The organism is Psychrobacter sp. D2 (assembly GCF_013608135.1).
GTDB classification, from domain to species: domain Bacteria; phylum Pseudomonadota; class Gammaproteobacteria; order Pseudomonadales; family Moraxellaceae; genus Psychrobacter; species Psychrobacter cryohalolentis.
The window spans coordinates 59,957-82,192 of the sequence record NZ_JACDXZ010000011.1 but is presented as its reverse complement, the minus strand read 5'-3'; the positions used below and the strand labels follow the sequence as shown (position 1 = coordinate 82,192).

General features: G+C 41.3%; 15 protein-coding genes and 1 pseudogene. 13 read left to right on the top strand and 3 right to left on the bottom strand.

All coding sequences use genetic code 11. From position 1 onward, the window contains the following. The 4 genes from H0262_RS12455 to H0262_RS12440 all read left to right on the top strand — a co-directional run. The coding region (locus H0262_RS12455; protein ID WP_181210961.1) for a BapA/Bap/LapF family large adhesin at nucleotides 1–4,305 on the top strand (4,305 nt) is incomplete at its 5' end. 234 nt (nucleotides 4,306–4,539) lie between these two features. Then, nucleotides 4,540–5,994: a TolC family protein gene (locus tag H0262_RS12450; protein WP_181210960.1), complete on the top strand. Its 1,455-nt coding sequence runs from the start codon at nucleotides 4,540–4,542 to the stop codon at nucleotides 5,992–5,994. A 5-nt stretch (nucleotides 5,995–5,999) separates the two neighbouring features. Beyond that, on the top strand, nucleotides 6,000–8,255 hold the full coding sequence (locus tag H0262_RS12445) for a type I secretion system permease/ATPase (RefSeq protein WP_181210959.1): 2,256 nt from the start codon (nucleotides 6,000–6,002) through the stop codon (nucleotides 8,253–8,255). 11 nt (nucleotides 8,256–8,266) lie between these two features. After that, a complete protein-coding gene (locus tag H0262_RS12440) occupies nucleotides 8,267–9,436 on the top strand; it encodes an HlyD family efflux transporter periplasmic adaptor subunit (RefSeq protein ID WP_181210958.1) in 1,170 nt (389 codons plus the stop codon). Between the two features lie 360 nt (nucleotides 9,437–9,796). Here the strand turns inward: H0262_RS12440 and H0262_RS12435 are convergent. Together H0262_RS12435 and H0262_RS12430 are read right to left on the bottom strand one after the other, a co-directional pair. Continuing rightward, nucleotides 9,797–10,438: pseudogene (locus H0262_RS12435) on the bottom strand (IS3 family transposase); the annotation flags it as partial. A gap of 857 nt (nucleotides 10,439–11,295) precedes the next feature. After that, complete coding sequence (locus H0262_RS12430) at nucleotides 11,296–12,273, bottom strand: zinc-dependent alcohol dehydrogenase family protein (protein ID WP_181210957.1); 978 nt, start codon at nucleotides 12,271–12,273, stop codon at nucleotides 11,296–11,298. Between the two features lie 168 nt (nucleotides 12,274–12,441). Between H0262_RS12430 and H0262_RS12425 the strand changes: the two genes are divergently transcribed. The 3 genes from H0262_RS12425 (at nucleotide 12,442) to H0262_RS12415 (ending at nucleotide 13,978) form a co-directional block, all read left to right on the top strand. Beyond that, on the top strand, nucleotides 12,442–13,335 hold the full coding sequence (locus tag H0262_RS12425; protein WP_181210956.1) for a LysR family transcriptional regulator: 894 nt from the start codon (nucleotides 12,442–12,444) through the stop codon (nucleotides 13,333–13,335). A 196-nt stretch (nucleotides 13,336–13,531) separates the two neighbouring features. Further along, the gene (locus tag H0262_RS12420; RefSeq protein ID WP_181210965.1) at nucleotides 13,532–13,687 is read left to right on the top strand and encodes a hypothetical protein; all 156 of its coding nucleotides are present in this window, start codon (nucleotides 13,532–13,534) and stop codon (nucleotides 13,685–13,687) included. A 66-nt stretch (nucleotides 13,688–13,753) separates the two neighbouring features. Continuing rightward, nucleotides 13,754–13,978 carry a DUF3955 domain-containing protein gene (locus H0262_RS12415; RefSeq protein ID WP_181210955.1) on the top strand — a complete coding sequence of 75 codons (225 nt, stop codon included), beginning with the start codon at nucleotides 13,754–13,756 and terminating at the stop codon, nucleotides 13,976–13,978. 126 nt (nucleotides 13,979–14,104) lie between these two features. Here the strand turns inward: H0262_RS12415 and H0262_RS12410 are convergent, their stop codons facing one another. Beyond that, complete coding sequence (locus H0262_RS12410; protein WP_181210954.1) at nucleotides 14,105–14,980, bottom strand: LysR family transcriptional regulator; 876 nt, start codon at nucleotides 14,978–14,980, stop codon at nucleotides 14,105–14,107. Between the two features lie 258 nt (nucleotides 14,981–15,238). Between H0262_RS12410 and H0262_RS12405 the strand changes: the two genes are divergently transcribed. The 6 genes from H0262_RS12405 to H0262_RS12380 all read left to right on the top strand — a co-directional run bounded on the left by H0262_RS12405 (nucleotide 15,239) and on the right by H0262_RS12380 (nucleotide 22,104). Continuing rightward, on the top strand, nucleotides 15,239–16,117 hold the full coding sequence (locus H0262_RS12405) for an ABC transporter ATP-binding protein (protein ID WP_181210953.1): 879 nt from the start codon (nucleotides 15,239–15,241) through the stop codon (nucleotides 16,115–16,117). Nucleotides 16,118–16,183: 66 nt separating this feature from the next. Next, nucleotides 16,184–17,866, top strand: coding sequence for an iron ABC transporter permease (locus H0262_RS12400; protein WP_181210952.1), 1,683 nt, complete (start codon nucleotides 16,184–16,186; stop codon nucleotides 17,864–17,866). 77 nt (nucleotides 17,867–17,943) lie between these two features. Further along, a complete protein-coding gene (locus tag H0262_RS12395) occupies nucleotides 17,944–18,930 on the top strand; it encodes an ABC transporter substrate-binding protein (protein ID WP_181210951.1) in 987 nt (328 codons plus the stop codon). Nucleotides 18,931–19,032: 102 nt separating this feature from the next. Then, the gene (locus H0262_RS12390; RefSeq protein ID WP_181210950.1) at nucleotides 19,033–20,175 is read left to right on the top strand and encodes a TIGR03364 family FAD-dependent oxidoreductase; all 1,143 of its coding nucleotides are present in this window, start codon (nucleotides 19,033–19,035) and stop codon (nucleotides 20,173–20,175) included. After that, nucleotides 20,175–20,948, top strand: a complete 774-nt coding sequence (locus tag H0262_RS12385; RefSeq protein WP_181210949.1) for an HAD family hydrolase — start codon at nucleotides 20,175–20,177, stop codon at nucleotides 20,946–20,948. The genes H0262_RS12390 and H0262_RS12385 overlap by 1 nt, the downstream gene beginning before the upstream one ends. Nucleotides 20,949–21,588: 640 nt before the next feature. Next, complete coding sequence (locus tag H0262_RS12380; protein WP_181210948.1) at nucleotides 21,589–22,104, top strand: hypothetical protein; 516 nt, start codon at nucleotides 21,589–21,591, stop codon at nucleotides 22,102–22,104. The last annotated feature ends 132 nt before the right edge of the window (nucleotides 22,105–22,236 follow it).

The window sequence follows — 22,236 nt, the reverse complement described above, 5'->3', positions numbered from 1 at the left end:
CAAGAAGGCGCCACTCAAGTTGCCCCCATCATTGCCATTCCAGAAGCTGAAAATGGCGTGAATGCAACAGAATTTGCTGATGGCATTCAAACCCAAGTGACCTTACCGACGGGCACCTTAATGGGTGACACCATCACTATCACGGTAACCCCAACGGGCGGCGGCGCTCCAATAAAAATCACTCATACCATTACTGACTCTGAGATCGAAGCTGGCGTCTCAGCGGTCACCATACCTAATGCAACCAACGGCATTACTGTAGATGGTGATTACAGTATTGTGGCCACCGTAACAGACAAAGCAGGCAATAGTAGTGCACCAAGTACGGTAGTGAATATTACGGTTGATACCACAGCTTCATTGACCGTCAATAAGCCGATTGCAGGCGATAATATTGTCAATGCTGACGAGGCAGTTCAAGGTTTTAATGTAACAGGTACAGGTACGGCAGGCGATACCATTACTTTAACCTATGGAAAAAATGGTGAAATTGGTACTGCTATCGTAGGAGCTAATGGCAAATGGTCAATTGCTGTCACGCAAATAGACGTTGCCAATATGAATCAAGGGTTAGAAACTTTGACGATCACCGCCAAAGACCCAGCGGGCAACGTTAGTTCTGAAACCGCTGATATTACTATTGTTCCTGCAGATCAATTAACCATTACCTCGCCAATTGCAGGTGACGATATCGTCAATGCTCAAGAAGCAAATACGGGCTTTAACGTAACAGGTACTGGCGTGGTAGGTGATCTCATTACCCTAACCAACCAAGCAGGCGATATCATCGGTACTGCAATTGTGGATGAGAATAATAAATGGAGTATCCCAGTCACTTCTCAGAACATTGCTGCCATGGGAGAAGGATTAGAGACTCTGACTGCAAAATCTACACGCAGCACTGATGTGACTAGCGCGACGATTAACATTGATACCATTGCCCCTGATGCTAATACTACTAAGATTATCATTGATGATGTCACTGCCGATAACATTATCAATGCGATAGAAGCTGAGGGGACTATCGCTGTTACAGGGACAGTTTCTGGTGATTACAGTGAAGGAGATGCGGTAACGATAACGGTTAATAGTGTTGACTATACAGGTGTTGTGGATCTTGCTGGTAAATTTAGTATTGAGGTTTCAGGGATTGAATTAGTCGCTGATGCTGATAAGACTATTGACGTCAGTGTTACAGCAACCGATGCGGCTGGTAACAAGGGCACAGTAAATACAACTAAAGAATATACCGTCAATACAGATGAAATCATCGCTGCTGCTGATAACTTTGTTGATTTTCAGATAACGGCTACGCCATTAGAGATAAAAAATGATACGCCATCAGACTTGAACAAGACAGGTTTTACCGTTGTCGATGCAAGTTTAGGTCCTGTATTAGGTGCAGGCGTTGTTGCTGATGTCGTCAAAAATTCAGTGGTGCTTAATGTAGGTGAGGATCAAGTCCGTGAAGTCACCGTTCAAGGTAATGCAGGCGGCGTACAAGTCGCAGGCACTATGAATCTGAACTTATACAAATTAAATGAGTCCACCAACGAATGGGAGCTGCAGGCCGTCAAAGAAAATTGGGTAGTGTCTTATTTACTAGGGGGCGTGTCCAAAGAGGCCAACTTTAGCTTGGATGAAGGTCAGTGGCTTTTTGTTATGTCTGGTAATGAAGGGATCTCAGCGCTGACAGGTTATACCTTAAAATTCCTAGAAGATACCGTCTTAGATTACTCCCAAGCAACAGCGGTGAGTGGTTCAGTGACAGGAAATATTTTAGCAGATGATGATGCAAGCTCTAGTTATGATGAGCTACCAGTTGGTACTACGGTGACATCCATCACTTCATCTAATGGAGCACCACAAACTCTTGAATCAGGCGAGACAACGATTCAAGGACAGTATGGCACATTGACCATATCACCTGACGGTAGTTATGAATATAGGGTTAATGAAGACTTCCGTGGACCTTATGGCAGTGAAGAGAGCTTTACTTATACTATTACCTCGCCTGATGGCAATACTGCTTCTGCTGAGCTTAATATTCAATTAAATATTCTTCCCGTTGACAAGCAAATCAAGATAGATCAGAGCCTAATTGTTGATGTTGAACCAACGGTCATATTAGATACAACCGATTCTGAGATTGAAGATGCTGTTGGCTTTGGGGTTCTTGATTTAAGCTTTGGCTCATCATCCGTGCTTGATCTTGAGCTATTAGGAGGCAAGCCGCCACTTGAGTTTACGGTTGGTGACAATCAAGTGCGCGAGCTTACCTTACATGGTAGTGGGGGCGGAGTAGATATTGCAAAAACTTATAGTATGGCCGTCTACAAGCTTGACGAAAATACGGGACAATATGTACAAGTGCACTTTGAAAAAAATTGGTTCAATGTTCCATTCCTCGGTGGCAAGTCAGATCCTTTGACGCTAAGTTTTGGTGAAGGCGACTATAAAGCCGTGTTATTAACCGCAGGCGGCGTTGGGGTGCTCAGTGGTAATGGCTTATATGTGGATCGCGATATCATCTATGATTATGACCAGCCCTCCAAGTTTATGGGTGAGATAACAGGCGACGCCACCCCTGATGCGGGCAAAGTCATACTTAAGGTTGGTGAAGAGTCTGTCACATCAGATACACCAGTGACTTACCAAGGCACGTATGGGCAGCTCACGATTGATGTAAATGGCGATTACACCTATAGCGTAAATAATAACGCTAGTGATCCTAATTGGCAGCCGCCATATGGTGCGGTAGACTCATTTAGATTGGTAACCAAAGATGCAAACGGTAAAGCTGCTGTTGAAACGCTAAACATCAAGATTAGCACGCATACTGCGGTTGATGACTTCAATAAAGTGACAGTTCAAACGCAAAATACAGTGACAGTAAACGATATCGATATGCCAGATAAATTTGGTCAAAACTATGGGAAATCTTATTCAACGGAGTTTGACGTTGCTGATCATGATGCCGCTGCTCCAGTTGTTATAGAAGCAACTGCTAGCTCAAGCAATATAGCTTTTGGTGCTAATGTCACCATTACCTATACATTGTTAAATACCACAACTGGCGATAGATTTACTGGATCAGTAGAAGGTACAAAGGCTAGTGCATCATTTAACGCTTCATTACCTGATTTGCCAGCAGGCAATTATGAGCTCACGATTACCACTAATAAAGGCAACTTGCAAAGCATCAACTTTAAGTCGACGGTAATACATTCAGAAGATTACACAGCATCTTCTCTTGATCCGATAACGGGTTTGTTGCTTGATAATGACACAGGTACAGACAATATCTCTGAACTAAAAGTTGGCAGTAAGTCAGTCTTTATCAGCGATCCAAACCAAGGTGCTAAATCGATTGATATCGAAGGTTTGTACGGAACCTTGACGGTCAATAAAGATGGTAGCTATAGCTATCTACCAAATGGCGAAAGCTTTGGGATTGAAAACTTTACCTACCAAACTATATCTGTGACTGGCGTCAAAGAAACCGCTAATTTAGAGATTAACGTTGGTAAAACAGTTACCGGCTCTATTCATAATGATGTTGCTATTAGCTCTGCTGCTAACGATAGCTTCATAATGGGTGCAGGCGCTGACACTTTAGTCTTCGATAATCTAGGTACAGCAAACGGCGGCAATGGTAATAATGGTCTGGATGTTTGGAGTGACTTTAGTGCGACCCAAGGCGATAAGATTGATGTGACAGGCTTGCTCGATGGCAATCAAACGACTGAAAATATCGATAACTACCTGAAATATGAGAATGGCGTTCTCATGGTAGATCGCAATGGCAATGCTGAATATGAAGCACTATTACAAGTCACAGCTACTGATCTTACTGAGTTGTTAGGCAGCATAAAGTGGCAAGTGGCAGGTGCTAATATAGCAAGCTATAGCATTGGAGCTATTGGTGAAGATACTGTTTATCTGGATGATATCTATGGCTCATCCTTCCGTAACTTTGATGAAGGTTCTGATATTTTCAATGTGACTGGCTCGGGTCAGACTATTAGTTTGTCAGATTTCTTCGAGACTAAAGTGATTGATATTAGCGGTACGGGTGCAAATACCTTAAATATTGGAGAGGAAGATATTACTGGTTCTGAAATGTCGAATCCGATTTATATTAGAGGCGATGGTGATGACACAGTACATCTTCAAGGGAATGATTGGAGTAATACTGGACAAACTGTTAACGACAATGCAGGACAGACCTATGATGTCTGGCAGATAGATAATAATTTCTCTTCTCAGGTTTATATTGATACTGAGATTGCCAATATTATCTAATGATATTGCGATCTAAAAAACGCTTCCCTAGTTGGAAGCGTTTTTACACTTATTGCTGAGTGGTTTTAAAAGGTGATATTTGGACCTTCATGACCAATTACCCATACCAAAATATATTTACAGAGCTAACTATCGAAACCTAATATGAAAAATCTGTCATACCAAAAAACTCTGTCTAATAGCTTAATACCATGCAGCCAAATAACAATATTAGCTGCAACCATGTGCTTTGCTATGAATACGCAAGCTGCAGTAAAAGATATGCAAATCAATACTTTGATTACTCATGCAGTTCAGACTCACCCTTTGGTTGGATCAGCTCGCGCCAATCAACAGGCAACCACGGAAGGTATCAATGCGGCAAAATTGAATCTATTACCAACCCCAAGCGTCAGCTCTGGCTATGATAGAGATAATGATTTTGTCTCACAAGTTACCATTCGCCAGCCATTGTGGACAGGCGGTAAGCTCACCGCTGAGGTCAATCAAGCCATATTTGATGACAAAGCTGCAGTTGAGTATATCTATGAGCAGCAAAATCTTGTAGCAAAAACCACGATTGATGCTTGGCAGGCTTATATACAGGCCATTGCTAAACAAAGCGTTCATATCGATGGTTTAAAAGAGTTGAATGAATTTGAAGCCATGATGCAGCGCCGTGTTAATCAGGGTGTCTCTGCGCGTATTGAGCTTGATCTAGTGACTAACCGTATATTGCAGGAGCAAAATGCCTATCAAGCGGCAGTAGAGCAGCAACGCATTGCGGCTGCGCGCCTTGAGCAAATTGTCGGGGAGCCTTTGTCGCAGAGTAGTGTGATGAGTTTACCCAATATCAAAGCCCTCGTAAATCAAGCCAAACAACAATCCACCAATTTTGAGCGCATGGCGTTTGAGCAAGCCGGTTTTTATAATCCCACAGTAGTAAAAGAGCACTTTCAAATTGAGTCGGCAAAACAAGGTGTCGAAGCCCAACAAGCCTCTAAATATCCGACGGTTTATGCTCAATATGAGCATGCTTACTATCACGAAGACAATGAAAATAAAGGCAAATTCTCATTAGGGTTAAATTACGCGCCTGGCGCAGGTTTTTCTAACCTAGCGTTGGCACGTGCCTCGCAGGCGCAGGTGAGCAGCCTGGTACAAACCCAAGAAGCGGCACGTCGGCGCGTTATAGAAAACGTTCAAGTACAATATCAGCAATTTGTTAGCGCTAGAGATCGAGAAACCTCATTAGTAGCAGCGGTAGCGGGAGCACAGATTGTCGTCAGCTCTTATCGTCGTCAGTTTATTGCCGGACGTAAATCGTGGTTAGAGGTGCTAAATGCCGTTCGTGAGCACAATGAATATCAAGTGCAGCTGGTACAGACAAGAGCAGACATGCTAGGCGCATTTTATCGTCTTCAAGTAGATTTCGGCAGCATGCCTTGGCAACAGTATGGACACAATCGTGAACCAGTGACATTATTTAAGCCATTGGATCCAGTAAAAGAGTGGATTAACAATCAAGAAGTAAAAAAATCCGCCAAGAGCATGGGTTATGGATCGACAGTAGAAGAGGATTATATAGAAATTAGGTTGCCTGACAATGTAGAAGACAGTCTTAACAATGGTAATTTTATTATGCTAAACGAAGACTATAGTGTCACACCCATCGTTGATCAGAATACTATGATAGAGCTGAAGAAATGACTGATATGAGTGAAGAATTTAAGCTGACAACCGCAGATTTAGAGAGTAACCAGATGAGCAATATGGCAGATCAAGTGTTGATGTCATCTGATTTGATGCAGACTTTGGCTGATGCTATTAGGCATTTACTGAGCCAGCAAGGTTATCCGATAGACAATGTGCGCTTACAGGAAATGGTCGCCCGTTATAATGGCAGGTCAACCAATGATGACGGTCAAGTCATTAATGAGCTTGGTAGCGTGGTTGCAGTATTAAAAGACGTTGGAATAGATAAGACGCCAGAAATATTAGAGCAGCCAGACGCGGCTTTTTTACCCTTATTGGCTTATCGTCCGGATTTAGGCTGGGGCATTATTGACGGTCAAACACCGCAAAAAAGCTGGAATTTTAGACAAGAAAATAATCGTATCCATACGCGTGCTGATGAGCTGACATTCGTGCTAAGGATTCGTCTTAGTGATGAGCATATCCAAAAGCGTAAATCCTCTTTTACAGACTTATTAAAATCTGATTTAGGCAACTATAAAGGCGTTCTTTTTGAAGCTGTTTTGGCTACCTTTTTGATTAATATGTTGGCATTGGCAGTGTCGTTATTCTCTATGCAGGTTTATGATCGAGTTATACCCACTCGCAGTGAATATACGCTCATTATTTTGGCCAGTGGTGTCTTTCTCGTGATCCTTTTTGAAGCTTTTATGAAGTTCTCACGGTCGAGAATTATGGATAAAGTCGTTGTGGGATTGGATCAATACTTGTCTCGTGAGGTGTTTCAACGTCTGCTAAAAGTTCGTATAGATCAAATGCCAGGCTCAGTAGGCTCGATGGCGGCGCAATTACGTGGTTATGAGCAGGTGCGTAGCTTTTTTACGGCCAGTACGTTATTTGGCTTGGTCGATTTACCTATGACCATTATTTTCATCTCTTTAGTTGCTTTCATTGGGTCACCACTGGTGGCAGTCGTTCCTGTCATTGCCGCCGTGATTGCTGTCGCTATGGGACTGTTCGCTCGTAAGCGTATTGATGCAATTGCTGCTGAAGGTGCTACTGCCTCTTACTATAAGACAGGTCTGCTGGTTGAAGCGGTTGAAGGCGTTGAAACCATCAAAGCGGGGGCTGGAAGTTGGAAGTTTTTATCACGTTGGCTTGATGTGATGAAGGTCACTATCAAAAACGATTTAGACATGAAGCACACCAATGATAATCTGACCTATTTTACCCAGATGCTACAGCAGATCAGTTATGTTGGGATTGTGATTGTCGGATCATTCGTGGTGATCAGTGGCGATATGACCATGGGGGGATTGATTGCTTGCTCGATATTGGGTGGTAGGGTATTAGCACCTGTCATGATGCTACCGAATTTGCTGGTGCAATACTCACATGCCAAGGCCGCTAAGCTTAATATTGAAACCTTGTTTTCATTAGAGCAGGACAACCATGGCGTTGCTTACCCATTGTCACCCAGTCGTATTAATGGTTTTTATCAATGTGAAAACTTAGGATTTAATTATCAAGGTAATGATAGAGCTGCTGTAGATATTAAAAAATTAACGATTCGTCCAGGGGAGCGTATAGCCATTTTAGGGCCTATCGGCTCAGGTAAGTCTACATTGCTTAAGATACTTGCTGGATTATATGCGCCTACTAAAGGGCGGGTCTTATTAGATGGTCTTGATATTCATCAGATCAGTCGCGAGACCTTAAGTGAGCGTTTGGGTTATCTACAACAAGATCATCGTTTATTCCAAGGAACGCTGCGAGAGAACTTATTGATAGGAATGGCGGCGCCTAATGATGATGTGATGCAAGAGCTGCTGAGCAAGACTGGACTGATAAATCTTGTCTCTAGTCATTCTAGTGGTCTTGATCTGCCTATTAGCGAAGGTGGGCGCGGACTGTCTGGAGGGCAAAAACAGCTCGTTGCTTTTACGCGTTTATTATTGACTAAGCCCAATGTGTTTTTACTCGATGAGCCCACTGCCTCTATGGATAATAGACAAGAACAGCGCTGTCTTCAAGTACTCAAGCAAGAACTGACAGAAGGTCAAACTTTTATCGTCTCAACCCATAAAACGGCATTATTAGAGTTGGCTGATAGACTGATTATTATGGACAATCAACGCATCATTATTGATGGTCCAAAACAAGCAGTACTTGACGAATTGAAGAAAAATGAGCAAGCTAAAAATCCGCCTGCCCAATCGCCAAATTCTAAAAGTATAGTGAAGTCTAGCATCACTAAAACGCTCACAGACGCTTAAGGTAAGTAGGTATGTCAGACTATAAGTATACGCCCACCACTATCAAGGTGGGTCGCTCAAGGCTAAGTATTTGGATCGGATTAATCGGAATCATGGTCTTGATCGTATGGGCGTCCTTTGCCAAAATCGATCAGGTGACTCGTGCAAAGGCGACTGTGATTGCTAGCGCTCGTACGCAAGAGATTCAAGCTTCAGAAGGGGGTGTCCTAACAGAGTTGGCAGTGACTGAAGGTCAAGAAGTAAAGGCCGGACAGCTACTTGTGGTCTTAGAAGAAGAGCGAGCTAAAGCAGCTTTAGATAACTCTGCCTCTAAAACAGCGGCATTAAAGGCTAAATTGGCTCGATTAAATGCAGAAATTTTTGAGAAGTCTCTTGTCTTTTCTAAAGAGATAAAAAATTACCCTGAATACATCCAAAACCAAACTGCACTTTATAATCGTCGTCGTCAAGCCATCAATGAAGAAGTGTCTTCTCTTGAAGCGATGCTGGTACTAGCAGAAAAAGAGCTGAGAATGAATGAGCCGTTATTGGAATATGGCGACGTCAGTCAAGCAGATGTGATTAAATTGCGCCGTCAAGTGGCTGATATTGAAGCGCAAATCAATAATAAGCGAAACAAATATTTTGAAGAAGCGCAAGCAGAAATGACCAAGGCGCAAGAAGAGCTAGACACTGAGCTTGAGCAACTGCGAGATCGCGTACAGGTCTTAGAAGAAAAACGCTTGATGTCGCCGACAGATGGCAAAATTAAAAACATCAACGTGACCACTATCGGTGGTGTCGTTAAGCCTGGCGAAGTTATATTACAAATACTACCGACGAGTAGTGATTTGATTATCGATGCAAAGGTCAGTCCTGCAGATATTGCTTATGTTAAAGAAGGTCAGGCAGCCACTGTGAAGCTTGACGCTTACGATTATTCAATCTTTGGCGCCATGAATGGAACAGTGAGCTATATCAGCCCAGATACCTTAATGGAGCAAACACCCAAAGGAGAGGAGTCTTACTATCGAGTGTTAATTATTATAACCGGTGCTGAGTTTAAGGGTAGAGAAGATAGAATAGTAATTAAGCCTGGTATGACAGCTTCTGTGGATATCAAAGCAATGGAGCGGACGGTATTGTCTTACCTCACTAAGCCAATTACAAAGACCTTGTCAGAAGGCATGGGTGAGCGTTAGAAATGAGTATTAGTATAAAAAGGGTTGTGAGCACATATGTGTTGGCATAATAAAATTGGACACCGTGACCCCTGCCGTCAAATCCGTACAGTTAAAATTGGGAGATTTTAGTTACGCAGCTTGACGATAAAAGTCAAACCGCACCTGTCTTGGCGATTTATAGCCCAAGCCCTTTTGACTCCTAGTTTCACTGCGAGCATAGTGACCCNTTGGGAGATTTTAGTTACGCAGCTTGACGATAAAAGTCAAACCGCACCTGTCTTGGCGATTTATAGCCCAAGCCCTTTTGACTCCTAGTTTCACTGCGAGCATAGTGACCCCTGCTGTCAAATCCGTAGAACCAAACTTGGGAGATTTTAGTTACGCAGCTTGACGATAATAATCAAACCACACCTGTCTTGGCGATTTATAACCCAAGCCCTTTTGAGTTCTTGTTTGGTTGTAGTACAACTCAATATATCCAATGATATCTTTGATGGCTGCAAACCTTGTTTTATAGTCTTGGTGATACACTAGCTCGTTCTTCCTTGCAGAGCAGTGCTCCTCACCCGAGAAGCTCTCTATGGGTGCGTTATCAAAGCAATTACCTTTGCCGCTCATTGAGCCTGTAAACAGATGCTGTTTGATGATCTTGTGGTAGGCATGGCTACAGTACTGACTGCCTCTGTCTGAATGTACAATCAGCCCTTTACTGGGTCGTTTGTTCTTGATGGCCATGTTCAATGCTTTGCATACTAAGTCAGCGGTCATACGTTTATTGATCGCGTAACCGACCAACTCTTTGGTATATAAATCTTTCACTCCGGCTAAGTACAGCCAGCCCTCAAGCGTCCAGATATAGGTGATGTCACTGACCCACGCTTGGTTAGGGCACTTGGAATCAAACTTCTGATCCAGTACGTTTGGATAGACCAGCTTGTTGTGATTGGAGTCGGTGGTCACTTTAAAGCGCTTATGACGACGACATTTGATGCCGTGTTGCTCTTTAATAACCTCTACCATGTCAAAGTAGGTCGACCAAATATCATAATACGACAATATCTTACATGTACCTATATTATTGGCCTACAGATATTATATAATTGAATAATCACAATGTAAACTGTAGTCGAATAAAATTTAACACGTATTTAGGCACTGTGTTTTTATAGTGTTTTTACCTCTACTCTATTGTCAGATTAGACCGATAATATCAATATTGAGTACATAAGTAATAAGTAAGCAGAGCCTTCTCCTGGTTGATATTCAGCGAAGGGCGACAGGAGGACTAGCTGCTACTTTTGAGATTGATACTGAAATCGAGATTATTTAGTCGGTGATAGTATTAAATATCTATATTTTGAGGACCAAAAAATAAACTATAGTCCAGCCTGTTTTCTACAGTGATGAGGGGATTAGTTACTGCAAGATTTAATGATTTGATAGAGAAGGACATGATGAAAAAATCTGAGGCTTCAGGACGTAGTACGAGCTATGAGTTAACTCTGGAGAGGTTTTATAATGGGTCCAAGTCTATTATGTTAAGACAAGATATATGAGCAAATTCCTGTTAATACGTTTAGCTTACCAAGTTTAGGTGTACGGCTTATTCAGCATAACTCAGTTTGGTTGCTGGTTACTCAATCCGTATGGCAGCGGTTAGAGCAAAGTGGCGATTACCCGTATTCCATTTGTTAGAAACTTCCAAATAAAATAGTGACCCCACCGTTATAAGAATGTCTACGAGCGAGCTGTGTTATTTTAGAGAGTCATTACTACCTGTGAACATCTCATTTTTAACACAGCTATTTAATACAGTCTGGCTGCAATTTATCTCATTTTTATCGTCATGTTCAAAATGAGGACACGCCCGAATACTACTATACAGTGAGCGTAATTTTACCCACTGCTTTACCTGATTCAAGATGGTCATGCGCGCGCGCTACCTCCCAAATAGAGTAGTTACTATCATCTATGATAGGCGTGATTTTGCCACTATCAACCAGCTTTGCAATCATTGTCAGGATACGACCATGCGATTCATGGTTGATGCCATGAAATAATGGAATGAGCACCAAAACACCATGAAAGGATAAGGCTTTGAGAGCAACTTGCAATGGATCAGCAATGGGTAAAATAGTGGCGACATGGCCATTGAATCTAACGGCTTGAAAAGACTTTTGAATATTATCACCAGCCACCGTATCGAAAACTTTGTCAAAACCCACGCCGTCAGTATACGTCGCCACATAATCATCAACCTCCGCTGTTGTATAATCCACTAGATGATCCGCGCTTAGTGTTTGTGCTAATGCACGATTAGCAGGAGAGTAGGTAGCGGTGACTGTCGCGCCAAGTACTTTTGCTAGCTGAACGGCAAGATGACCAACACCCCCTGTTGCACCATGAATCAAGACATTATCGCCTTCTTTGACATTCATTTTTTGTACGAGTGCCTCATAAGAAGTGAGTGCGACCAACGGCAGGGCTGCGGCTTGCTTCATGCTGAGTGTTTTAGGCTTTTTAGCCATTAAACGCACATCGACCAACATGAATTCAGCAAGTGCACCATCAATACCGTTGAGGCCACCAGCCATACCATAAACTTCGTCACCAACACTAAATTCAGTGACGTCGGCACCTATCTCGCTCACAATGCCAGCTACATCACCGTGTAGTATCTCTGGCAAATTCTCCGACCAAGGCAGCTCGACTGAGCGCAGCATGGTATCAATAGGGTTCACACTAGTGGCTTTCACTTCCACAACCATGTGACCTAGTGTTGCCGTTGGTTTTGGTTTTTCTGCCAATTGAAAAACTGCAGTTGTACCGATTTCTTTAATGATCATCGCTTTCATGTTATTACCCTTTACTGGTGTGAATGTCTTATTGCTTGTTTCAGGACAATCAGTTTAGACGTTGCTAATCCTGCAAACCATCACCCAGTAAACAAATTACTTTTGCTTTTTGAGCAAGCCATGGTTACAGTTAAATGGAATACCTATCAACTTAATAAAGGAGTGGCGATGAGCTCAATAAATCGATTGGCATATTTCAATAGTGTTGTCGAAACCGGTAGCATTTCAGAAGCCAGCCGCATCTTTGATGTACAGCCGTCTTCTATTTCACGGCAGTTAGCAGTACTTGAAAAAGAGTTGGGGGTACGTCTACTTAATAAAACGACCAGAAACACCAGTTTGACTGAAGCGGGGCACAAATATTATGAATACTCTCAGCGAATTGTATCAGAGTTTGATAATGCCAAAAGAGCCGTTAATGATTTACAAATAACGCCACAGGGTAAGCTAAAAATCAGCATGACAGTCGGTTTTGGTGAAAGCATGGTATTGCCGTTAATACCGAAATTTATGTCGTTATATCCAGATATTGATATAAAAATTGAGTTAACAGAGCGGGTTGTAGATCTTATAGAAGAAAATATTGACGTGGCTATTCGAAGTGGACGCTTATCTGATTCGACCATGGTTGCCAGACACTTGGTATTTAATGATTTTCTACTGTGTGCAAGCCCCCAATATTTAAAAAATAATGGCACGCCTTGTAGCATTGACGATCTAGCTGATCACCAATGTATCCGATATGGTTATAACGGTTGGAAAGAGTGGTTTTTGATAGCAGAAGATCGTAAAAAGTTGATGATTAATAGTCAGGTTTCAGTGAACTCCGTGAATGGTCAGAAGCAGCTGGTATTACATCATACAGGTCTGACGCTAATTCCATTGTGGGCTGTTAAAAGTGAATTGGCGAATGGGTCATTGGTTCAAGTCATGCCAGATCATATTTTTAGTCCCTATGAAGAGCTTAGTGCTACTTACGCTATTTATTTAAAGCGAGATATGGTCTCACCAAAAACACGCGTTTTTTTAGATTTTTTGGTAGAACACATGATAGTGATTTGAATATATCTTTATCGCACAAATTTTTATAGTCGATGACTGCTAAGTGCACTTTTATGAAAGTTAATGTTCTTAAAGACCGAGTATGAATAGTTTATGAAAAAATAGGGAGAGCACCCAATACGTGTATTATTTCACATACAATATATGCCTAAGCACTCATTAATTGATAGACGTACTTATTGGTTAGAATATTTATATGAATACTAAGATAATGACAATCATTGTTGTCACTGCCATCCTTGCGTTCTGGCTAGGCATCAAAGCCCATGAATTTTATTACAATGATATTTGTTTGGATCTAGGCGGTGGTCAGAATCCAGGAAACCATCATATTTGTGTCATTCAGCAATAACTATACTGCTATAATTTTCGAATAAAGATAAATTATTATTGCTAATTCTCATCTAACGGAGCTTTTATGAAATCTAAATTATTTATCAGTGGCTCAATTATGCTGGCCCTCGCTACACTGTCTGGACTGATGGAAAGCTTATTTTACGGTGATATTGGTTCTGATGGCGTGCTCCAAGAAAGCTTGTTTCTACCTCTGACTTTTATTTTTTTAGCTTTAGCACTAATCCTTTATTGCTTATCACTCATCATGCAGGTAAAAACAAGCGTGACAGGTACTCAAATTAACTAAACACTTATTCCATAACCACATTTATTGTTCCCAATAGAGCAATTATGATAAATGGATTTGATGCAGAAAACTTAATTCGCAAGATGCGTATATATTGAAAACATTAGGATGCTTTTTTCAAACAGTCTAACTAGAAGTATCTAAAGAGTTCATCAAAGCAGTCACCACTAAGTTGTTTACATTTTTGAGTGAAAAAACCACTTCATCATAGTCTGAAGGCAACTCCGCAATGGGTACCTTCACAAAACCACCCTTTCTTATTGCGCTTTCGCTCCATGCAAATCCGACACCTAAGTTTTGGTAAACCGCATCGTAAACACTTTCTTGGGTGTTTACGATATACGTAGGGGTTATCTCTAAATTAATTTTTGCTAGCGCCTCATTTATAAGTTTTTGAGTGGTAGAGCCGTGCGTGCGGAATATGACGGTTTCCGACGCCAGCTCAGTTAAACTTATAGACTCTCTTAATGCAAAAGGATGGTTAGGTGAGCATAAAGCAACAAGCCTTTGGGTAGCACATTTCTTAAACTGCAACCTGTCATCCTTTGGTACATTTGCAAGAATGCCAACATCTACTTGACCGTTAACTACTCTACTGAACGTTTCATAGAAATTACCAAAATAGATTTCAGTCTGTAGCTTGGGATAGCGCTTACTAAACTGCCTGATAATTTCAGTGCCCGGCAGCGGGCTGCATAGACCTACCTTTAATATAGCTGCTTCAAAAACTTTACTTCTTTGAATCAGTTGCTCTAGATCATATTCAACTGCTCGTATTTTACTCGTTAACGATCCAAGCTCTAAGCAGTAATCTGTTGGCACAAGGTGTCTGCCACGCTGCATAAATAGCTTAAATCCAAGATTGTTTTCAAGCGTAGATAGTGCTTGGCTAATGGCAGATTGAGATACGCCTAAACGTTTAGCTGCCTGCGTGTAATTACCTTCCTCAAGCACAGAGTCTAAGATGTTTAGTTGATTATAGGTGTAGGGCTTTTTCGTCATATGACCGCCGTCTTTCGTATCGGTTTTCGGTTGCAGAGATTGTCAGGTCTATCTCTGGGAAGTACGAGAAGTTATACACGATAAATAAGACTGAATGATTAAATGTATAAGCTAACCTTATATTTGACGCCAAACTGTCATATTCATCTTCTATATTAGTTACATGTAAACGATTAAAGCATTGAACAATTTACCTAAATGTATTTGCTTGAGCTATCACTCACTGCCAATACCAAAATATAAGTTTGGGCTTGAATTATGTTAGAACTAAGAAATGTGACTAAGAAGTATGATGGCAAAGTTATTTTTGAGGATATCTCCCTAAAAGTGAATAAGGGTGAGATTGTTTCAATATTGGGCCCATCTGGCTGTGGGAAAACCACGTTGCTGCATATTATTTTAGGTCTAACCGATATTAGTTCTGGTCGGCTTGCTTATGATAATGAAGACATCACACGTGTGCCTATGAAGCACAGAGGTTTCAATATTGTATTCCAAGACTATGCTTTGTTTCCTAACTTGAATGTAAAGCAGAATATTGAATATGGGCTACGTAATAGACCTAACGTAAGTACGCAAGCAGAGGTCGATGAGCTGGTTGATCTTTTGGAGATTGAGCCGCATTTGAACAAGCGAATCAGCCAGCTCTCTGGGGGACAAAAGCAGCGTGTTGCATTAGCGCGTACTTTAGTGATGAAGCCTAAGATTTTATTATTAGATGAGCCTTTATCTGCCTTAGACGGGGTTATTAAAGAGACCATTAAGGCACGTATTCGCGAGATTGCAGAGCGTTATGAGCTAACCACTTTGATTGTGACACATGATCCTGAAGAAGCGATGACACTCTCTGATCGCATTTTGTTGTTATCAGATGGCAAAGTAGCTCAATATGCTAAACCATCAGAAATCATCAAAAACCCTGCCAATGATTTTGTTGAGAGCTTTATCTTGAACCAGCTAAATATCAAACGCCGTAATATCTTGAGCCTATTTGAAGCGAACAGTGCGCCAACTGACCCCTTAGAAAAATACACTCAAATGAGACCTGTGCTAGATGGCAGCTCAGTCACTGAAGATATCAACTCCATAATCCAGCGCACAGCCGCTAAATCCATTAAAGATACCTCCAAAGGTTAATAAAGGTTGATCGCACTAGGCCAACGCTGGTCTCTCAAAACTTACTTATTTCGCGCGTAGGTCATTATGAAACTTAATAACTCACCGCTAATGAAAGCTTCGTGGCTTTTCATTGGTGCGCTATTTCTCGTCTTTATGTTTGTGCCTTTGGGCAAAATGTTGATGCTGTCATTTAATGTGGCTGATGGATTAGGTCTAAACCATTACATCGATATCATCAGCAGTAATGACTTCAGACAAGTGATGTTAAATAGTTTTTTTGTTGCCATTGTTAGTGCGATGAGTGCCACCTTTTTGGCATTTATCCTTGCTTATACGGTGCACTGGACTAACTTGCCAAAGGGTTTTAAACAAACCATTAAGCTTGCGTCACTGTTCCCTATGCTATTGCCAACAGTGACTTATGGGTTTGCCATTATTTACACCTTTGGTAAGCAAGGTCTACTCACCAAGATAATTGGCTTTCAGTTGTTTGAAGACATATATGGTTTCTATGGTATGTGGCTTGGCTACACCATCTATACCTTGCCAATAGCCTTTTTACTGCTTAACAATACCTTTCAGTATTTGGATAAGAAATTCGTAATCGTATCAGAACTGATGGGCGATTCACGCTTACGCCAGATAGATATGACGGTCATTCGTCCTTTAATTGGTACGTTTGCAGCCGCTATCATTCAATGCTTCTTTTTAGCCTTTACTGACTTTGGTATTCCAGCCTCTATTGGTGGTCAGTATAAGGTTATCGCCACTGAGCTTTATACCCAAATACTGGGTGCATCTCCCTCGTTTGAAAAGGGCTCTGTGGTTGCCTTGTTTATGCTGATTCCGTCTGTTTTGAGCATTCTACTGCTTTGGTATGTGGCTCGATTTAATGTCAGATATGACTCAGTAGAGCATTTTGACTTGCCCACCTCTAAAGTCAAAGACAGGATTCTGGGTGTATTGTCCAGTGGCATTTTGATTTCACTATTATTCGTATTTGCTGTGATATTCATCATTCCATGGATTAAGACATGGCCTTACGAGATGGCGTTTAGTACAGACACATTTACTAAGGTGACCGAGTCCTCGAACCTAATGCGAGTGTATAAGAACTCACTTATTGTCGCCACACTAACGGCTGTTTTTGGCACTATTATTACCTATGTTGCCGCGTTGATATACGAGCGCTCAGGGTTATTCAAGATAGGAAAGTTGACGATCGAAAGCTCAGCATTAGTAACCAATACAGTGCCAGGTATGGTTATTGGTATTGCTTACCTGATGGTTTTCTCAGGCTCATCGATATCGAACACCATCTTCATTATTGTGATTAGTAATATCATTCATTACTTCTCGACACCTTATCTCATGAGCAAAAATGCACTGTCAAAAATGAACTTAGGCTGGGAGACCACAGCTTCTTTACTTGGAGACTCATGGCTACAGTCTTTACGCCGAATTGTTGTACCCAACTCAATATTTACACTTATCGAAGTGGCCTCGTACTTCTTTATCAGTGCGATGGTCAGCATCAGTGCAGTGATATTCATTTCAGGTGCAAAGACGATGGTGCTGACTACAAAAATTGTTGAACTACAGCACTTCGCCCGCTTTGATGAGATTTTTGTCTTGTCGCTGATGGTGCTACTCACAAATATCACGGCATTAATGTTTTTCGCAGTGGCGCGATATCTTTATACCAGAAGTATGTATGGCACAACAAAAATAAAAGTGAAAAAAACCACAGTGACGACGGTCGCTTAGATATTTCAAAACAGTTTAGGCGTTGATGTGACGAAAACCAATTGAACCGTTAACTACTCAAATAATTAGGAACAACAATGAACTTATTCAAAACGATAGTAATGGGATTAACTTGTGGAGTTTTAGTAGCAGGTTGTGGGTCGCAAAGCTCAGGCGATACGGCTGGCGAGGAGGTGATTATTTATAGTAATGCTGATGAAGAGGCAGTCGAAGTTATTCAAGAGGTACTTGATGAGGCAGGTTTTGAAGGTCAATACATATTTCAATCATTCGGAACAGGTGAGCTGGGTGGCCGACTATTAGCAGAAGGAAAAAACATTGAAGCTGATATGGTGACAATGAGCTCGTTTTATATCGAAAGTGCTCAAGCAAAGAATCCAATGTTTAAAGCGTTAGCATTTAAGGCAAACCCGCAGATTGCAACGCCTAATTATTACGCACCGATCCTTAGCTTTACGGGCGCCATTTTACTCAACACCAAAGAGATGGAAGCCAATAATCTTCCAGTACCTGCCAGTGCTAAAGACTTAGCCAATCCTATTTATAAAAACCAAATTTCTATGGTTGATCCAAATGGCTCGTCAACCGGTTGGCTATTTGTACAAGATATTGCTGCTGAATATGGCACCGATGTTGAAGGTCAACAAATCATGAATGCTATTCGTGAAAATGCAGGGCCTAATTTAGAACTATCTGGCTCTGGTCCTCTTAAAAAGGTAATGGCAGGTGAGGTGCCTATCGGTTTTGGTCTACGTCATCAGGCAGTCGCTAATAAAGCAAAAGGTTTACCAATTGATTTTGTTGATCCCAGTGAAGGTAATTACACATTGACTGAATCGGTTGCTGTTATTGATAAAGGAGAGAAAACCAATCCTAAAGCAATGAAAATGGCTGAGTTAATTGTCACTAAAGCTCGCCTAGGTTTATTAGAGATTTATCCAAATATTGTGTATGACGGCGAGACAGTAGCTGCTGAGAATCAGATTGATAATTCTAAGACCTACCCAGAGCCATTAACTGCCGAGCTGTTAGATAAGCACCGTGCTTTTTTCCATGGTGAGTAATTTTAGTTCAATCAAAATAATGCCCATTCATGCTTAGCTACATTAGTTCATAGGTTAAGCAAGTAGAGGGCTAATTAATAAAGATGTATGGGAAGAGCAGATATGACAATGAGCAAAATACTTTCTGATAAAACATATGATGTAGTTGTCGTAGGTGGCGGCATCGTTGGGCTGGCAAGCGCCTACGCCGCCGTTAAAAAGGGGCTGAGTGTCGCGGTTGTAGAACGCCAATCTCAGAACAAAGATGCTTCTGTTCGTAATTTTGGATTTGTGACCGTTAGTGGTCAGCGTCGAGGTGAGCATTGGCAACGCGCCATGCACTCGCGTAATGTTTGGGCCGAGATTGCGCCAAAAGCAGGTATTCAGATAGAGCATATCGGTCTGCATATGTTAATGCAGCGACCTGAAGCGGTAGATGTTGCACAAGCTTTTTTAAAGACGGAAATGGGTGAGGGGTGCCGACTACTGACACAGTCTGAAATTAATGAAGCCGCGCCTTATCTGAACAAGGGAGAAGGGGTGTTATATAGTCCTCATGAGCTTAGAGTGGAGTCTAATACTGCAGTCGCTAAGCTGGCTCATTGGTTACAAGAGACGCAGAGTGTGGACTTTTATAATCATACCACCGTGACTTCGGTGGAATTACCAAAAGTGCATACCAGCCGCGGTTTCCTTAACGCTGAGCATTGTGTGGTCTGCCCAGGATCTGACTTTACTGGCTTATATCCAGACGTGTTCGCTAAGACCAAAGCTAAAATGTGCACGCTAAATATGATGCGAGTCATGCCCAAACAAGCATTTAGATTAAATGCCGCTGTCATGTCAGATTTAAGCTTTGCCCGTTATGATGGATTTGCTCAGTTACCTGAAGCTACGGTACTAAAAAGCTTACTTGACGATATTCAAAGTGTAGAGCGTCAAGCAGGTGTCCACCTAATTGTGGTTCAGTCTGAAGATGGCTCACTAATCATCGGCGATAGTCATGATTATAGTGATAGAGAACTGCCGTTTAGAGACACTCGAATTGATGATCTAATCATTAATGAATTTAAGCAGGTGATGGATATTGGTGAGATAGATATTACTCAGCACTGGTTGGGTGTATATCCAAGTGCAGATGACGTGGTATTTAAGATATCACCTGAAAAAGGTGTGGTGGTTGGTGCAGTCACCAGTGGTACAGGGGCATCAACAGGTTTCGCATTTGGCGAAGAATTAATTGAATTGGTATTGGAATCAAAGTGATGAATACAGTAAATAATAATGTAACAAGCAGCAGCTCACATAGCGATAGTTTAAACAGTATTAAAAATAAATTTTTTGATATTAAGCTCTGTGTATTTGATATGGCTGGCACAACAGTAGATGAAGGTAACCTGGTCTATAAAACTGTACGTAATGCCATCAATGAAGCACTGATGCGCGCTGGCAAATTAGATAAGCAAGTTAGTCTTGAGTTATGTTTAGAATATGGTGCAGGGAAAGAAAAACGCAATGCCATCCGTGATATTTTGGACATGCTAGATTTATCTGATGCTGATATTGAATCGTTAACGGATACGGCGTTTGCAGCCTTTAAAGTCAATCTTTCAACTGTTTATAGCAAGGACACCTTATCTGAGTTTGAAGGCATGTCAGAGTTGTTCGAGCAGTTAAAGGCGAGCGGTCGTCATGTGGTATTAAATACAGGATATGATGCTAAGACTGCTAATAAAATTTTGACTATCTTAGGTTGGTCTGTGGGGGATCAAGTAGATGCATTAATAACAGCCGATGATGTAGACAATGGCCGTCCAGGCCCTGATATGATTACACTTGCGATGAAACAATTTAATATTGATAACTCACAGCAGGTGTTAAAAGCAGGGGATAGTGGTATCGATATTGAGGAAGGCCAAAATGCAGGGTGTGGGCTGGTTTTAGGTGTGCTATCTGGTGCACAAAATGAGCAGCAGCTAGTGAAATATTCACCTGATGCGATTTTAGACAAGCTGACTGAATTAAAGGAGTTCATTTAACTCAAAGCTAAGTCTAAGCTTCAATATATAAAAAATAGTAAAGCCATAAGAGCAATGACTTTTATGGCTTTTTTGATTTGGAGGGTCTATTCTAGATTCTGTGTAACTGCCGTTTGGATTAAAGGCTTACTAATACGGTCATCAAACATAAAGCGCTCTAAAACAGATATTCAGTCACGGATCGACGCTTGCTAGGCTTCTAAGTACGCGACCTTAAATACAGCCTGATCAAACGGGGACACCTTAGGTTGAATTGCCCCGACTATATCGGAGGGTGATTTACTTCTTTTATCCAATTTATTTGCCATAACGTCCGTTATGGAAACAATAGATATTATAAGTGTACAGAATTGATGGCAGGGGTCATCTTTAAGCTGGCTGATTAGACCCACTATGAGAATTAGGATAATAAGAGTGAATAAAATAATATTTTTAACATTGACGAGTCTAATTTTAAATGGATGCAGTCAAGCTGTTACTACACAGCCACCAATTCCTAAAGTCGTCGAATTACCGAAAGTCAATTCAAAGCCAGTTACGATCAAAGCCTTTGATTGGTCAAAAATCGATAAACCAAATAATCTTATCATTAATAATTTTCACTAAGAAAGTGACCCAACGCTATCAAATTGATGACGTCATGATGCAAGCCGTTATGTCAGACTCTAAAGTAAGTAAGGAACAAGCGATGAGGATTTTGGCAATGCAAAGCGGGGTTCAAGACGAGGGTGTATTGCAAGGTTTATTTGATGAACTGGGTGAAGATCTGGTGGCAGCAAGCTGGGGATTTGCAACACCTGACCAAAAAGGCATTAGAAAAGCTGATAAACCCGTCAGTGATGAAGAAGCTGTTAGAGACTATCGTTTGTTTATTATGACAAAACCCAATGTGAAGGCAGAAATTCATCATTATGTATTTACCAGCAGTGATGCTAAGGATTTTAGCCTTCCGATTCAAATCTTACCGACAAATAACCGCTCAGCGGATGAATCAGTGGCTATTTATGGTGATCAGAAAGTGTCTGAAGAAATTACCATCTTGATTAGAAATAAGTACCGTGGTGAATTGCAATCAATTGGCTATAAACCTAACAACCTAACAACCAAACGACCAAACGACAAATGTGACGATTTTCTTTCCAGAGGGCAACCCTAGCCAAGCTACTTTAGATAAACTAGAGGCTGAATTAGAATCATTAACTAGCTTAGATATATCGATTGAAACAACTCCTAGTAGAAACACTCAATAATTGCCACTGAAGAAATATTGACCCCTGCCGTCAATGCC